Annotated in this window: 14 protein-coding genes; 7 read left to right on the top strand and 7 right to left on the bottom strand. The window is 60.4% G+C overall.

The genetic code is table 11. The features are described from left to right. The first annotated feature begins 5 nt into the window (after positions 1 to 5). The 6 genes from pstC to DXA43_RS04405 all read left to right on the top strand — a co-directional run bounded on the left by pstC (position 6) and on the right by DXA43_RS04405 (position 6,144). Entirely contained in the window at positions 6 to 914 is a 909-nt protein-coding gene (gene pstC / locus DXA43_RS04380) for a phosphate ABC transporter permease subunit PstC (RefSeq protein WP_117806366.1), read from the top strand. Beyond that, positions 907 to 1,833, top strand: coding sequence for a phosphate ABC transporter permease PstA (gene pstA / locus DXA43_RS04385; RefSeq protein WP_233540015.1), 927 nt, complete (start codon positions 907 to 909; stop codon positions 1,831 to 1,833). The genes pstC and pstA overlap by 8 nt, the downstream gene beginning before the upstream one ends. Then, positions 1,830 to 2,702, top strand: coding sequence for a phosphate ABC transporter ATP-binding protein PstB (gene pstB / locus DXA43_RS04390; RefSeq protein WP_192934525.1), 873 nt, complete (start codon positions 1,830 to 1,832; stop codon positions 2,700 to 2,702). The genes pstA and pstB overlap by 4 nt, the downstream gene beginning before the upstream one ends. Positions 2,703 to 2,905: 203 nt before the next feature. Further along, positions 2,906 to 4,765, top strand: coding sequence for an ABC-F family ATP-binding cassette domain-containing protein (locus DXA43_RS04395; protein WP_117806367.1), 1,860 nt, complete (start codon positions 2,906 to 2,908; stop codon positions 4,763 to 4,765). 6 nt (positions 4,766 to 4,771) lie between these two features. Next, positions 4,772 to 5,542: a Cof-type HAD-IIB family hydrolase gene (locus DXA43_RS04400; protein ID WP_117806368.1), complete on the top strand. Its 771-nt coding sequence runs from the start codon at positions 4,772 to 4,774 to the stop codon at positions 5,540 to 5,542. Positions 5,543 to 5,754: 212 nt separating this feature from the next. After that, positions 5,755 to 6,144 (top strand): metal-dependent transcriptional regulator, encoded by a 390-nt coding sequence (locus DXA43_RS04405; RefSeq protein WP_117637290.1) that lies wholly within the window; start codon positions 5,755 to 5,757, stop codon positions 6,142 to 6,144. Between the two features lie 279 nt (positions 6,145 to 6,423). On the opposite strand, the gene DXA43_RS04410 is transcribed toward DXA43_RS04405, so the two are convergent. The 5 genes from DXA43_RS04410 to DXA43_RS04430 form a co-directional block, all read right to left on the bottom strand. Beyond that, the gene (locus DXA43_RS04410; RefSeq protein ID WP_199580525.1) at positions 6,424 to 8,376 is read right to left on the bottom strand and encodes a heavy metal translocating P-type ATPase; all 1,953 of its coding nucleotides are present in this window, start codon (positions 8,374 to 8,376) and stop codon (positions 6,424 to 6,426) included. Positions 8,377 to 8,475: 99 nt separating this feature from the next. Continuing rightward, positions 8,476 to 8,694: a cation transporter gene (locus DXA43_RS04415; protein ID WP_117806369.1), complete on the bottom strand. Its 219-nt coding sequence runs from the start codon at positions 8,692 to 8,694 to the stop codon at positions 8,476 to 8,478. Positions 8,695 to 8,757: 63 nt separating this feature from the next. Beyond that, the gene (locus tag DXA43_RS04420; RefSeq protein ID WP_055252065.1) at positions 8,758 to 9,123 is read right to left on the bottom strand and encodes a helix-turn-helix transcriptional regulator; all 366 of its coding nucleotides are present in this window, start codon (positions 9,121 to 9,123) and stop codon (positions 8,758 to 8,760) included. A gap of 419 nt (positions 9,124 to 9,542) precedes the next feature. Beyond that, positions 9,543 to 10,733, bottom strand: coding sequence for a hypothetical protein (locus DXA43_RS04425; protein ID WP_117806370.1), 1,191 nt, complete (start codon positions 10,731 to 10,733; stop codon positions 9,543 to 9,545). A 349-nt stretch (positions 10,734 to 11,082) separates the two neighbouring features. Continuing rightward, entirely contained in the window at positions 11,083 to 12,051 is a 969-nt protein-coding gene (locus tag DXA43_RS04430; RefSeq protein ID WP_055252061.1) for a hypothetical protein, read from the bottom strand. A 171-nt stretch (positions 12,052 to 12,222) separates the two neighbouring features. Here DXA43_RS04430 and DXA43_RS04435 point away from each other — a divergent pair, with 171 nt between their 5' ends. Then, positions 12,223 to 13,311, top strand: a complete 1,089-nt coding sequence (locus DXA43_RS04435) for a putative manganese transporter (RefSeq protein WP_117806371.1) — start codon at positions 12,223 to 12,225, stop codon at positions 13,309 to 13,311. A 132-nt stretch (positions 13,312 to 13,443) separates the two neighbouring features. Here DXA43_RS04435 and DXA43_RS04440 read toward each other — a convergent pair whose 3' ends face one another. Together DXA43_RS04440 and DXA43_RS04445 are read right to left on the bottom strand one after the other, a co-directional pair. Then, positions 13,444 to 13,926, bottom strand: a complete 483-nt coding sequence (locus DXA43_RS04440; protein ID WP_117806372.1) for a DUF188 domain-containing protein — start codon at positions 13,924 to 13,926, stop codon at positions 13,444 to 13,446. Next, complete coding sequence (locus DXA43_RS04445) at positions 13,927 to 14,529, bottom strand: HdeD family acid-resistance protein (RefSeq protein WP_117806373.1); 603 nt, start codon at positions 14,527 to 14,529, stop codon at positions 13,927 to 13,929. Positions 14,530 to 14,697 lie beyond the last annotated feature (168 nt).

The raw sequence follows: 14,697 nt of genomic DNA on the forward strand, positions 1-14,697 counted from the left end.
TTGCAATGGCAAAACAGCTGCCAAAGCGCGAGCTTGAGAACGTGGGCCTGGGCGTCACGGGTGCGTGCGTAGCGCTCGTGACGCTTGTCGTTGCCGCGCTCATCTTTATGGTCGCCCAAAAGGGCCTCTCGGCTTTTTTCAAGGACGGCGTCTCGATCGTCGAGTTTTTTATCGGTACCAAGTGGGACCTGGCCAACACGGCCGAAAACGGCCTGCCCTACACTGGCGCCCTGCCCCTGATCGTCACCTCGTTTGCGGTCATGGTGCTCTCCACGCTCATCGCACTGCCCATCGCCATCGGCTCTGCCATCTTTGCGGTCGAGATTCAGCCTAAGTTTGGCTCCAAGGTTTTTCAGCCGCTCATTGAGCTTTTGACCGGTATTCCCTCGGTCGTCTTTGGCCTGATCGGTTTTCACGTGGTCGTCGGCCTTATGAAGAGCGTTTTCCACGTGAGCACGGGTCTGGGTATCTTGCCCGGCGCTATCGTGCTGGCAGTCATGATTCTGCCGACGATGACCACGCTTTCGGTCGATGGCCTGCGCGCCGTGCCCGATAGCTACCGCCAGGGTTCGCTCGCGCTGGGCTACACCCGCTGGCAGACCATCTGGCACGTGGTGCTCAAGTCCGCCATGCCCTCGCTCATGACCGCAGTCATCCTTGGCATGACCCGCGCCTTTGGCGAGACGCTCGCCGTGCGCATGGTCATTGGCGGCATCGAGGCCATGCCGACGTCGCTGCTGTCGCCGGCGTCTACCATCACCACCACGCTCACCACGTCCATGGCGGTCTATGCCGAGGGCTCGGCGCAGGACGACGTCCTGTGGGCGCTCGGTCTGCTGCTGATGGGCATGAGCCTCATCTTTATCCTGATCATCCATCTCATTGGCCGCAAGGGGGCGAAGGCTCGTGGCTAGCACGCGCATCCACATCGACGAGGCGAGACTCGGGCTTGTCCAAAAGCAGGACCGCATCGCCACGGGCGTGCTGACGGCGATTGTCGCCATCGTCATGCTTATCGTCGTCTCCATGGTGGTCTACATCCTGTTCGAGGGTATCTCGACGCTGTTCCAGCCGGGCTTTCTCACGCAGCCCGCACGCGCCAACGGAACGCAGGGCGGCGTGCTCTACCAGCTGTTCGACTCGTTCTATCTGCTGCTGATCACCCTGATCATCTCGGTGCCCATCAGCCTGGGCGGCGCGGTCTTTTTGGTTGAGTACGCGCCCGATGGGCCTATTCGCGACATCGCCTCGACCGCCATCGAGACGCTGTCCTCGCTGCCCTCCATTGTCGTAGGCATGTTCGGCTTTCTGGTGTTCTCGGTGCAGCTGGGCTGGAAGTACTCCATCATCTCCGGCGCCGTCGCGCTCACCATGTTCAACATCCCCATCCTGGTGCGCGTGATTCAGCAGGCGCTCGAGGACGTGCCGCAGGCCCAGCGCGATGCATGCCTGGCCATGGGCCTCACTCGCTGGGAGGCCACACTGCACATCCTGATTCCCGAGGCCATGCCCGCCATCGTGACCGGCATCGTGCTTTCGGCCGGCCGCGTGTTTGGCGAGGCCGCGGCGCTGCTCTTTACCTCGGGCATGAGCTCGCCGGTTCGCCTGAACTTCTTGAGCTTTAACCTGTCGAGCCCCACCTGCGCCTGGAACGTGTTCCGTCCCGGCGAGTCGCTGGCCGTGCACATCTACAAGATCTATGGCGAGGGCAGCCCCGAGGCCCAGCAGATCGTCTGGGGCACTGCGGCACTGCTGATGATTTGCGTGCTGCTGTTTAACGTAGTCGCCCGTATCGTGGGCAAGCAACTGGCAAGGAGGATGACGGCCGAATGAGCGAGACGAATGCGACGCCCGCAACCGAGGCGGCATCGTCCGACACCCAGGACTTTTTGTCGAGCGTGGGGGAGAGCGAGAAACGTGTTCGCGTGAGCGGCAAGGCCGTGAGCGACGAGGTCGTGCTCTCCACCAAGGACGTCAACGTGTACTATGGCGACCACCATGCGCTGCACAATACGTCGCTCGACTTCCACAAGGGTGAGATCACGGCGCTCATCGGGCCTTCGGGCTGCGGCAAGTCGACCTTCTTGCGCAGCCTCAACCTGATGAATCGCGAGATTCGCGGCTGCCGCGTGGAGGGCGAGATCAGCTACCGCGGACGCAACGTGAACACCAAGACCGAGAATACCTACGAGCTGCGCCGGTCCATTGGCATGGTGTTTCAGCAGCCCAACCCCTTCCGCAAGTCCATTCGAGACAACATCACGTTTGCGCCCAAGCGCCACGGCATCACCGACCGCGACGAGCTCGATCGCATGGTCGAGGAAAGCCTGCGCGGTGCGGCCCTGTGGGACGAGGTCAAGGACAAGCTCGACAAGAGCGCCTACGCGCTTTCGGGCGGTCAGCAGCAGCGTTTGTGCATCGCGCGCACGCTGGCACTCAACCCCGACGTAATCCTGTTTGACGAGCCCTGCTCGGCGCTCGACCCCATCTCGACGCTGGCGATCGAGGACCTCATGTCGTCGATCGTGGCCGACCGCGCCATCGTCATCGTGACGCACAACATGGAGCAGGCGTCGCGCGTGTCCAACCGCACGGCGTTTTTCTACATGGGCGATATGGTCGAGTACGACGAGACCGACGAGATTTTCCAACGGCCCAAGGATAAGCGGCTGAATGATTACCTCACCGGCATGTTCTCCTAGTCCGGGACATGCTTGAGGCCCGCGGCGGCCACGGTTGCCGCGGGACTGATTGGAGAGGCGGGTCATCTCTTGCGGGAGATGGCCCGCCTTTTTGTGTCGTGTGCTGGTGCGCTTGCCCAAAACCACCACGAAGGCGCCCGTCCCCTTTGTGGTGGTTTTCGCTATCATGGAGAACGTTGAATTTCTACGAAGGAGCAGGGCATATGGCGATTCTTTTGGGATGCGATTCCGTCAGCCTAGAGTTTCCCACCAAGCATATTTTCGATAGCGTGACGCTCGGCGTGGGCGAGGGCGACCGCATTGGTATCGTCGGTAAAAACGGCGACGGCAAGTCGACGCTGCTGAGTGTACTCGCCGGCACGCTGGAACCCGACGACGGCCGCGTGACGCACCGCCGCGGCACGACGATCGGATTGCTCGGCCAAAAGGACCAGCTTGTCGACACCGATACCGTGCATCATGCCGTTGTGGGCGACACGCCTGAGTACGAGTGGGCGTCGAGCCCGCGTACGCGCCAGATTCTGGCCGGTCTTATTAGCGATGTGCCCTGGGAGGGCATGGTGGGCGAGCTCTCGGGCGGTCAGCGCCGTCGCGTGGACCTCGCGCGCCTGCTGATCGGCGACTACGACGTGCTCATGCTCGACGAGCCCACCAACCACTTGGACATGCGCACAATCAACTGGCTTGCGCGTCACTTAAAGGCCCGCTGGCAGCGCGGCCAGGGCGCCATGCTCGTGGTCACGCACGACCGCTGGTTCTTGGACGAGGTCTGCACCAGCATGTGGGAGGTCCACGACGGCCAGGTCGATCCCTTCGAGGGCGGCTACTCGGCATATATCCTGCAGCGCGTGGAGCGCGACCGCATGGCCGCCGTCACCGAGGAGCGCCGCCGCAACATGGCGCGCAAGGAGCTCGCGTGGCTGAGCCGCGGCGCCCAGGCCCGTTCCACCAAGCCCAAGTTTCGCGTGGATGCCGCTCGCGAGCTGATCGCCGACGTGCCGCCCGTGCGTGACGAGCTGGAGCTCAAGCGCCTTGCCGTGAGCCGCCTAGGCAAGCAGGTCATCGATGTCATCGACGTGGATGCCGGCTATGCGGATACCGATGGTGCGCCCAAGCAGGTGCTCACCGATGTGACCTGGCTCATCGGCGCGGGCGACCGCTATGGTCTTTTGGGCGAGAACGGCGCCGGCAAGTCGACCTTGCTCGACGTGATCCAGGGCAAGATCGCGCCCCTGCGCGGCCGCGTGAAGATTGGCCAGACGGTGCGCTTTGGCGTGCTGTCGCAGCAGCTCGAGGAGCTCGAGCCCTACATGGGCGACACGATTCGCGAGGTGCTCAGCCACTATAAGAAGTACTACGTCATTGACGGCAAGGAGACTTCGCCCGAGAAGCTCTGCGAGCGTCTGGGCTTTACGACGCAGCAGCTCTGGAGCCGCATCGGCGATCTTTCGGGCGGTCAGCGCCGCCGCCTGTCGCTGCTACTGACAATCCTGGACGAGCCCAACGTGCTCATCCTGGACGAGCCCGGCAACGACCTGGATACCGACATGCTGGCGATTGTCGAGGACTTGCTGGACGGCTGGCCGGGCACGCTGATCCTGGTGACGCACGACCGCTTCTTGATGGAGCGCGTGACCGACCAGCAGTGGGCGCTGCTCGACGGCCACCTGACGCATATGCCCGGCGGCGTGGACCAGTACCTGCGCCTGTGCAACGCTACTGCCGAGGGCGAGCCCGTGGGCGCACCGAGTGCCAAGACCGGCACGTTCGACACCGGCGCCGCAGCGGTTGCGGCCGAAAAGCCCAAGACGAGCGGGCAGCCCAACGGTCTTTCCAACGCCGAGCGCCAGAAGCTCCGCCGCGAGGTGAGCTCGCTCGAGCGCAAGATGGAGACGCAGCGCGCTCGCGTGGAGGAGGCCGAGGCTGCGATGGCTCAGGTCGATCCCACCAACTACACGGCGCTGGGCGAGCAGCAGGCAAAGATCGACGAGGCCCACGCCGCCATGGACGAGCTGGAGATGGCATGGCTCGAGGCGAGCGAAAAGCTCGAGGGCGAGGAGTAGACGAGGATGATCAAAGCCGCGTTTTTCGATATCGACGGCACGCTGCTGAGCTTTAAGACGCACCGGATTCCGGCGTCGGCGCAGCGGGTGCTCGATAGCTTTCACGAGCAGGGGATCGCATGCGTGATTGCTACGGGTCGCCCGACCTACCAGATGCCCGATTGGCTGTTCGATCTTGGTTGGGATGCGTACATTACGCTTTCGGGCCAGCACTGTTTTGATGCCGAGGGCGTTTACCGTAGCTGCCCGATCGATCCGGACGACGTTGCGGTGATTGTGGACCAGGTGGCCGAGGGGCGCTACGACTCGCTGTGCATGCAGGGCGAGAACTCGTTTGTGAACCGCCTGTCCGAGCGCGTGGTGACGGCCGGCAGCAACGCGGGAATTGTCTACCACGAGGAGCCGTTTGAGCACGCCTTTGACGCGCCGGTCTACCAGTTTTGCGCCTTTGTGGATCCGGCCGACGAGCATATCGTGACCGACGCCGTGTCGCATTCGCTCACCACGCGCTGGTGCGACCTGTTCTGCGACATTATTCCCGCTAACGGCGGCAAGGACCTGGGTGTGGCAGCGACGCTGGAGCGCCTGGGTGTCGACGCGAGCGAGGCGATCGCCTTTGGCGACGGCGAGAACGACCTGTCGATGTTCTCGGCCGTGGGCACAAGTGTGGCCATGGGCAACGCGCAGGATACCGTGAAGGCCGCAGCGACCTACGTGACGACCGCCGTAGACGACGACGGCATCTACAACGCCGCCGAGCACTTTGGCCTGCTATAGCTACGGATTCGGCACTTGGGGACGTTCCTTTTGCGCCGGCAGTCGGGGGCACTCCTTGCGGGGCGTGTCCCCGCTTTGTTTTCGTCCCGTGCGTTTTGTGAAACACGGTTAACTTTTTAGACAACGTAGTAAGACATAGGCAACTTTTGCGGTAAAGTAAATCAAGCAAAAGTATCCAAAGGCTAACTAGAAGCCATCGCGAAAGGCGGCCCATGGCCCTGCGTGAATCCGGAGAAGACTATCTCGAATCGATCTACGTTCTGTCGGAACGTCAGGGCACCGTGCGCTCGATCGACGTTGCGGAGTACCTCGGCGTAACCAAGGCGAGCGTTTCCAAGGCCATGGCGACGCTGGAAAGCAACGGCTATGTCGAAATGGGCAAACGCGACGTGCATCTGACGGAACGCGGTCTTGAGGTTGCCCGTCAAATGTGGGAGCGCCACTGCTTTTTTGTAGGTCTGCTAGAGGACGCAGGCGTAACGCCCGAGGTTGCCTCGCAAGAGGGCTGTCACATGGAGCACTGCCTGAGCGAGGAGAGTTTCGAGAAGCTAAGGTCGATGCTGAGGCGGGAAGATGTAGCGGGTCCAAAAACAGAAGCCTAACTGACCCACAGTAGCGCGGAGTTCACGCAAAGCGCGAACCAGCGACCGGGACCAGCGGCCCTTTCGGCCAAGTCCATTTCAGCAAAGGAACCCCGCCAGCAAGCGATGCCCAAGAACCGCCAGCTGTGTCAATGCAGGCCGGGGCCGGGCTTGGTTTTGAAAACACTCCGCAGCGCGAGGCCCGCCTTTCCGTTGCTCCGCAGGAGCAGGAAAGACGGGCCTCATGCGCGAGGACGTTTTCAAAACCAAGCCCGGCCCCGGCCGGAGGGACCACGAGCGCTACAGGTTCTTGACACCCATCGCGCGCATGGCGTTCAGGATGGCGATGATCGCCACGCCCACGTCGCCAAAGACGGCAAGCCACATATTGGCGATGCCCAGCGCTGCCAGCACAAGGATCAGCAGCTTAATGCCCAGCGCAAAGATGATGTTCTGCCAAACAATCGACATGGTCTTGCGCGCCACGCGAATAGCGCGGGAAATGTCGGACGGCTTGTCGTCCATCAGCACCACGTCGGCGGCCTCGATCGCGGCGTCGGAACCCATGGCGCCCATGGCAATGCCCACATCAGCGCGCGTAAGCACAGGCGCGTCGTTGATACCGTCGCCGACAAAGGCGAGCTTGCCCTTGCCACTTTCGGCCGCGAGCAGCGCTTCAACACGCTCGACCTTGTCGCCCGGCAGCAGCTGCGCGTGGAACTCGTCGAGGCCGAGCTGCTTGGCCACAGACGCCGCAACCTCCTCGCGGTCGCCCGTGAGCATGACGGTGCGCTTGACGCCGGCGGCGTGCAGGTCGAGAATCGTTTGCTCCGCATCGACCTTGATGGTGTCGGCAATTACGATGTGGCCGGCATAGGTGCCGTCGACGAGCACGTGGAGGATCGTACCGACGACCTCGCAATTGGGAGCGTCGATACCGGCCGCAGCAAGCATCTTGGCGTTGCCGACGACGACATGTTTGCTGTCGATAGTCGCCGTCACGCCATGGCCCGCGTCGTTGGTGGAGTCGCTTACGCGCTTGGGATCGAGCTCGCCCTGGAAGGCGGTGCGCACCGACTGCGCGATGGGATGGTCGGAGAACGACTCGGCGAGGGCTGCGACCTCGAGTAGCGACTGCTCGGTATAGCCTGCCTCGGGGTGCACCGCGACGACCGAGAACGTGCCGTTGGTGAGGGTGCCCGTCTTGTCAAAGACGACGGTGTCCACATCGGCGAGCGTCTCGAGGTAGTTGGAACCCTTGATGAGAACGCCCAGCTTGGACGCGCCGCCGATGCCGCCAAAGAAACTGAGCGGCACGCTGATCACGAGCGCACACGGGCAGCTGACGACCAGGAAGGTCAGGCCGCGCAGGATCCAGTCGGACCAGGCGCCGGTGACCAAACCGCCGCCGAGCGCGAGTACCGCGGCCGCGCCGGTGACGGCGGGCGTGTAGACGCGGGCGAAGCGCGTGATGAAGTTCTCGGTGCGCGCCTTCTTTTCGCTGGCATTCTCCACGAGTTCCAGGACGCGCGCGACGGTGGACTCGCCAAAGGGCTTGGTGGTGCGCACGTGGATGAGGCCCGTCATGTTGATGCAACCGCTGATGATATCGTCTCCGGTTTTGGCCGGACGGGGGACTGACTCGCCAGTAAGGGCGGCGGTATCGAGCTGTGTCTCGCCTTCGACGATGATGCCGTCGATGGGCACGCGCTCGCCAGGCTTGACGACGATGACGGTGCCGACGGCGATGTCATCGGGGAAGACTTGCTCGAGCGTGCCGTCGGGCTGCTCGACGTTAGCGTAGTCGGGCGCGATGTCCATCATGGCACTGATCGACTTGCGGCTCTTGCCCACAGCGTATGCCTGGAACAGCTCGCCGACCTGGTAGAACAGCATGACGGCGGCGCCTTCGGCCATGTGCGGGTCGGTATCGGGGAAGAGCACCATGGCAAACGCGCCGATGGTCGCGACTGCCATAAGGAAACTCTCGTCGAAGGCCTTGCCGCGGCGGATGTTATTGAATGCCTTTTGCAGTACGTCGTAGCCGGCAATCAAAAACGGCACGAGGAACAGCACAAAGCTGGCGTAGATGTCGCCCGGGGTGCCGAATGCGGCGGTGAGGGTGCCGAGCTCATCGAGGGCGTACACCACGGCAAAAATGCCCAGTGCTACCAGGATGCGGTTGCGCTTATGCTCAAGGGACTCTTTCTTCTTGCGCTTCTTCTTTTTCTTTTTGGGATCGGCGGCTGTCATGATTCAAACCTCTCATTTGAGTGTATGAACACTCGCTCATATAATTTCGCGAGCAAAGGCCGCGGCAAGCGCGGCCTCGCAGGTCAACGTATGCGCGGGTTAGAGAATGATCTCGCAGTCCGGCTCGGCGTCGGCGGTGAACTCAACGACGCGGTTCAGGACCTCGTCGAACTCGGCGTCGTCGGCCTCGAGCGTCAGCTTCTGGGTCATAAAGTTGACCGAAACGGACTTGACGCCATCGAGCTTAGCCAGCTCGTCCTGAAGTTCACGCGCGCAGTTGGCGCAATCGATCTCGTCGAGCTTGAACTGCTTTTTCATGGTGGGTTCCTTTCCCTGTGTTAGCGGTCTGGGTGCCGGCCGCGCTGATACCGTGGTTGATTGCTATTCGCAGATATGGCTCATGCCCTGGTTAAGCATGGTGTAGACGTGATCGTCGGCGAGCGAGTAGAGAATGTTGCGGCCGTCGCGGCGGAACTTGACCAGGTGCGACTGTTTAAGCGTGCGCAGCTGGTGCGATACTGCCGACTGCGAGGTTGCGGTCGCCTCGGCGATGTCGGCCACGCAGAGCTCGCGGCCCATGAGGGCATAGAGAATCTTGATGCGCGTGGTGTCGCTGAAGACCTTGAACAGGTCGGCAAGGTCGTAGAGAAGCTCCTCGTCGGGAAGGTCCTCGGGCGAGCAGGTGGTGGGGACGATCGGCTCGGTGGCCTCGATGCCAGTCTTTGTTTCATCAGCGTGGCTGCTCATTGCAATATCCTTTCATATGAACATGCGCTCATATAACTTATTTCCGATTATATGAGCGCATGTTCATATGTCAATGACGTACAGGTAATTCGTCGCATAAAATGATGGGGAATAGTGGACGAGATTCCGGACTGAGCGGTTTTGATAGCCGATGCCGGGGTGGGTGCCCCCGCGCCGTGCAAAAATTGGAGTATTCTGCAACTATAGGGGGTCCGTTAATCTATTCCAGGCCAAATAAAGCCGCTCAAGAGTTATCCAAGGGCGGTAAACAGACAAGGTCTTCCTCAAATGTTGCCTAACGTTCCCGTTCGATAGCGTTTTTGTTTCTCATTTGGATTAACTTGTGGGTGCTGGAGGGCCGACCCTGCTGAATACTCGCAATTTTGCACATCGCTAGGGTACCCACCTTGTTAGCCGGTCTAGCTTCCGGCCCCGAAGATTCTGCCCTCGGGCGCGAGGCTGCTTATTTGGGCAAATGATGGGCTGTCGGATTCGACAGTCTGCATGTCATCGATTGCCGGAACTTCATTTATTGTCGGGTCATCCAGCGTGATACCTTCGAGTGTTGCTTTTTCGAGGTCGATTCGTTGACGATCTTCGGAATCCTGGCGAAGCTGCTTCTGAATTCGCTTTTTCTCTTCTATAAACCTTCTGAGCACAAACTGTCTCAGGTCCTCTTGCATGATTTGAAAGTCTTTTGGCAGACGCGAGGGGCGTATGCCCTCTTTCCGTTGGATCGCCTCCATGACCCTAACGAAAGCGCTGGCATGCATAAAGGAATAACGACTGACGGTGATGATTCCGTATCCCATGGACGCAAGCGCATTCTTGCGCTCCTCATCGATGGCGCGGTCTTCTTCCGCGTCATGATAAAACCCGTTGTATTCAATGTCTGTGCGAGATTTCTTTAGATATGCATCCATAAAGAACTTTTTGCGTCTCGTGAGATTCTTTGCGGCAGCGGTGACCTGCACCTCGTAATCGGTCTCAATTCCCTTAATACCAAGCCCTCCTTCGCTTTTAGGCAGCGTTAGCATCATGACAAAGGCCGTTTCCATGGGAGACCGGCATCCGTCGCGCACACATTGGATCGCCTTTCGGGCAAAGGCCAGACCGTCGCATCTGGTAATGGAATTAAAGAACTGTTTTAACCTTTCGGTCGAGGTGAGCGCGAAACGCTCGTTATACGAGGTGGAAGAGCCGGTTCCAAGGGAGTAAACGCCGCACAATTCAAAGTAGTACTCCACCAGTTCGCGAAAAGGGAGATAGGTGGCGGCCTGAAGCGCGCAAAGCTCAACGCCAACAATGAAGATGCCATCTTTGAGCTCTATAAAGCGTGAGTTCGAGAATCGTTTTGACGAAACGTGGCATTGACAGTTCAGTGCATAGCGCGCATTCCTGCGATCAAACACCATTACCTCGAGGCAATCATTTGCGTCGAGGGAAACATCGTGTTTGGTGAGCCATTCTGCGGCTGCGTCAAGGAGCGTTCCGGTGGGACATGATCCGTAAATCGCGGCAGGGTTACAGGGCTCGGTGTCTTTCACAGACGCCGAATACGCGGCCTGGTAGACCGCTTTTGCAGTGGTATGTGACAATACGATACTCATGGTATATATCGTGTCAGCTAATGCCGTGTTGATGGCGCTGAGTGGGAAAGTCGTTTTAGGGGCCTAACCAAATGCTGTCCAAAAGCTTGACGCAATTATGGGTTGGCACGCCTAAAATCAATGTTCTCGCAGCTTAGCTATAGCATATAAAAACTCAATTGCTGCACATTTGATATCGATGCATCACCATCCGACAACGAATTACGTGTCGGGAATTGGCCGAAATCGTTCAAAATGAGGGTTCAGAATTTGTGATGGCAGATCTATCTGTGGAACGTAGGGCGGCCCCGCTGCGGTGTTTCCCGCTGCGAGGCCGCTCGTGAGCAAGCAGTGTTTGTCGCAGGCGTTGCTATTTCGCGAATAGGTTCTTGAGGTTGAACTCGGCCTGTACCGTGCGGAGCATGAGGTCGGTGTCGTCCAGACCCAGATGCTGCTCGTTGGCGTCGGGCGCGAGGGTGCCGCGACGGCGTGCCCAGTTCTCGAGCGCGGCGGGGGCGGACTCGCGGGGGAGCGAGCGCACGTCGGCGTCCAGGCTGCGGCAGATCTGGCGCGAGTCGATGACGATGATCTTGCCGGCGCGGCGTGCCTCGGCGTAGCCGTCCAGGTGGATCTTGAACCAGCTGTCCTCAAAGGCGGCGTTGTGTGCCATGTACGGGTACTTCTTCATAAGCTTGAGCAGCTGCTTTTGCAGCTCTTTGTTCTCGCGGAACGGCTTTTTGCCGTCGATGTCGTCCCAGGTGATGTGGTGGATATTCGACAACGGCACATCCTCGCCGCGGTAGATGTCGGGCAGGCCGCAGTAGTGTGCCTCGGCGTCATGCGGGACGGCGTCGCTGGTGAGCTCCATGATCTCCCAGCCCACGTTGATGATATAGCCGCGCTCGGGTGCACGGCCGGTGGTCTCGATGTCGATACCGAGCACGGTGCCCTGGATGGGCTTGCGGGCGTAGGCCACGCCGAGCGCGTCGCGGTCGCCGCGGATTTCGCGCATAACGGACGCGGCGGTGCGCTTTTGCATCTTGCCGATGGCGGCGCAGGTGTCGGCATCGGACAGGCCGCGCGAGAGCGTCGCGGGCGTCACGTTGCGCAGACGCGCCTCGCCAATCTGGTCGCACAGGTCGCGGTTGCGGTCGGCCAGGTCGCGCACGGTGGCAAAGTCGAAGCCGGGGTCGCCCTCGGCGGTAAAGTACTCGGTCTCGAGCACCTTGAGGGCCTCCTCGCCCTTCTGGCGCTCGGACTCCATGGCGCCGTGGTCGCCGTAGATAAACATGGGGATAAACGGCTGGCGCTCGTATTCGAGTGCTTGCGATACGTTCATATGCTACTCCTTGGACGGGCCGCGTTGTGCGGCTCGAGGTTACTGAGTTATGGCGAGATGATAGTTTGCCATAGGCAACTATTGGCACCGCGCCCGGGACAACTACAATACCCTAGTTGACCGCTAGGACTTTTACAATGCTGCCGAAAGACACGAAAGGTTCCGTCCGTCATGGATTTACTGATTGATATTCTGCTCGACGCCGGCAAGGACACGCTGTCGCTGGTGCCGTTTTTGTTGGTGACGTATCTTGCTCTCGAGACACTTGAGCACGTTGCGGGCGACCGCGTCAACGGCGCTATCAAGCGCGCCGGCGCTGCGGGTCCCGTGGTTGGCTCGCTGCTGGGCATGGTGCCGCAGTGCGGATTTTCGGCCATGGCAGCAACGCTGTACGCCGGCCGTGTCGTGACCTTGGGCACGTTGGTGGCGGTGTTCCTTTCGACCTCCGATGAGATGCTGCCGCTGTTGCTTGCCGAGCAGGTTCCCGTGCAGACTATGGCGATGCTTTTGGCTTCGAAAGCGCTGATCGCACTGGTCACGGGTTTTATCGTGGACGCTGCCATTCGCGGCCTGCGTCGTAACGCTCGCGCGCATGCGGCGATTCGCCGCACCGTGCTGGGAACCGCGGCCAACCCGGCCCACGTGAATTGCGCGCACGACGACCACACTGGCGGTGACATCATCGACGAGGTGGCCGAGGCGGGCGTGAGCGCCGACCACATCCACGAGCTGTGCGAGCGCGACCATTGCGGTTGTGATGAAGACGAGGACGAGCACGAACACGGACATGGCCACGATCACGGTCATGAGGGCGAATATGAACACCATGATGGTCACGGTCACTCCCATTCCCACGAAGGGACGCCTGTCCTGTCGATTATCCGCAGCGCCATCTCCCACACCGTGCAGGTATCGGTATTCATTTTCCTGGTGACGCTGATTCTGGTTGCCGTGCTCGAGACGTTCGGCGAGTCCGCAATCGAGCAGTTCCTGCGCGGCAACGAGACGCTTGCGGTCCTGGGCTCGGCACTCGTCGGCCTGATCCCCAACTGCTCGGCCAGCGTCGTCATCACGCAACTGTACCTGGAAGGCGCGCTGCAGCTGGCCCCGATGCTCGCCGGCACGCTCATTTCCGCCGGCGTGGGTTATCTGGTGCTGTTCCGCACCAACCGCAGCGCCCGCGAAAATGCCGTGTTCCTGATCATGATGTACGTCATCGGCGCTGGCTGGGGCCTTATCCTTTCCGCCTTTGGGTTCTAAGTGGATGTTTGGGGCATGCCGTAAAACTAGGACATGCCATAAATTCCACCGCCATGACCTGGGCGTTGGATGCGCGTCAATCGGCAAAACAAAAAGGTAGATTTTTAGGCATGTCCCAAAAATCTACCTTGGTTAGTGCAGCAACTCGGTGAGGTTGCGTTTAAAGCGGACACGGTCTTCGCTGGTAAATGCCGCCGGTCCGCGAGTGCGTCCGCCGGTGCGGCGTACCTTCTTTTCCTCGTGGCGAATAAACAGCTGCATGTCGATAGTCGCCTTGTCGTACACGCGCCCGCGCACACCGATGGCGGCGGCATCGCGCCCGAGCACCATGCTCGCCAAGCCAATGTCCTGCGTCACGACCACGTCGCCCGCCTGCAGGCGTTCGACAATGGCAAAGTCGGCGCTGTCGGCGCCCACGCTCACGTCGAGCGTCGTGACCCAAAAGCCGCGTCGCGCGTGCTCGGCATCGCGCGGGTCGTCGCGGCGAATGTGCCGTTCCAGGTTTTGCGTGCTGTTGCCGGCGATAACAACGGCGACGCCCGCCCGCCGCGCGCAGTCAATCGACTCGCGCGTGACCGGGCAGGCGTCTGCATCAATAAAGAGCGTTCGTGGCATCTAGCGCACCAGTTTGCCAAATTGAATAGCGCGAACAATCAGCGTTACGCCAAACACCAGCAGCGCGGCGCCGCTAAAGATGACGAGCATCTTGGCCGACCACAGCGGATAGATAAACACGAACATGCCGGCGATGATGGAAAGTGCGCCGCTCAGGATGGCGAGGGCGCGGTTGGACGAAAGCTCGGACTCCAGAATGGACATGACACCTTCGACAATCCAGTCAAAGCCGGCCACGATAACCACCATCGTGGTGAGCGTCGCGGTCGAGAAGGCCTGGTTGCGCAGGATTATGACGCCGCCCAAGATAATGAGTAGGTTGGAGATGATGCTCGTCACGCGCCAGCCGGTGGGCAGCAGCGGCTCAAAAATGGCAGTGAACAGTCTGATGGCAGCAGTGATTACAAAGTAAAAACCCAGGACGGTCGTCAAAAAGACGAGGGACTTGGCGGGTGCAAAAAGCAGCGCGATACCAGCAATGAGTGCTAAGACGCCCGTGATGGCGTAGATCCAGCGTACGGCCTTGACGGCTTTGCCCGCCATGCTTTTCTCGTCAAATCCAAACTGGCTCGATTTTTGGTCATCGTTCTTAAAGATGCCCATAATGTCTCCTTTCCGTGTGGTGTACGTCGCGTTCATTGCTCTCCGTGTGGCGTACGCCAAAAGTGCTGCAACAAGTATCGCCCAAGGGCGCCGATGCATGGGGCGGGAAGGACGAATTGCCGCCCCACATTCCCGAATCGTTACTTTTGTTCCCGCTTCAGTGAGGAT

The organism is Collinsella sp. OF02-10, from assembly GCF_003463445.1.
Lineage (GTDB): Bacteria > Actinomycetota > Coriobacteriia > Coriobacteriales > Coriobacteriaceae > Collinsella.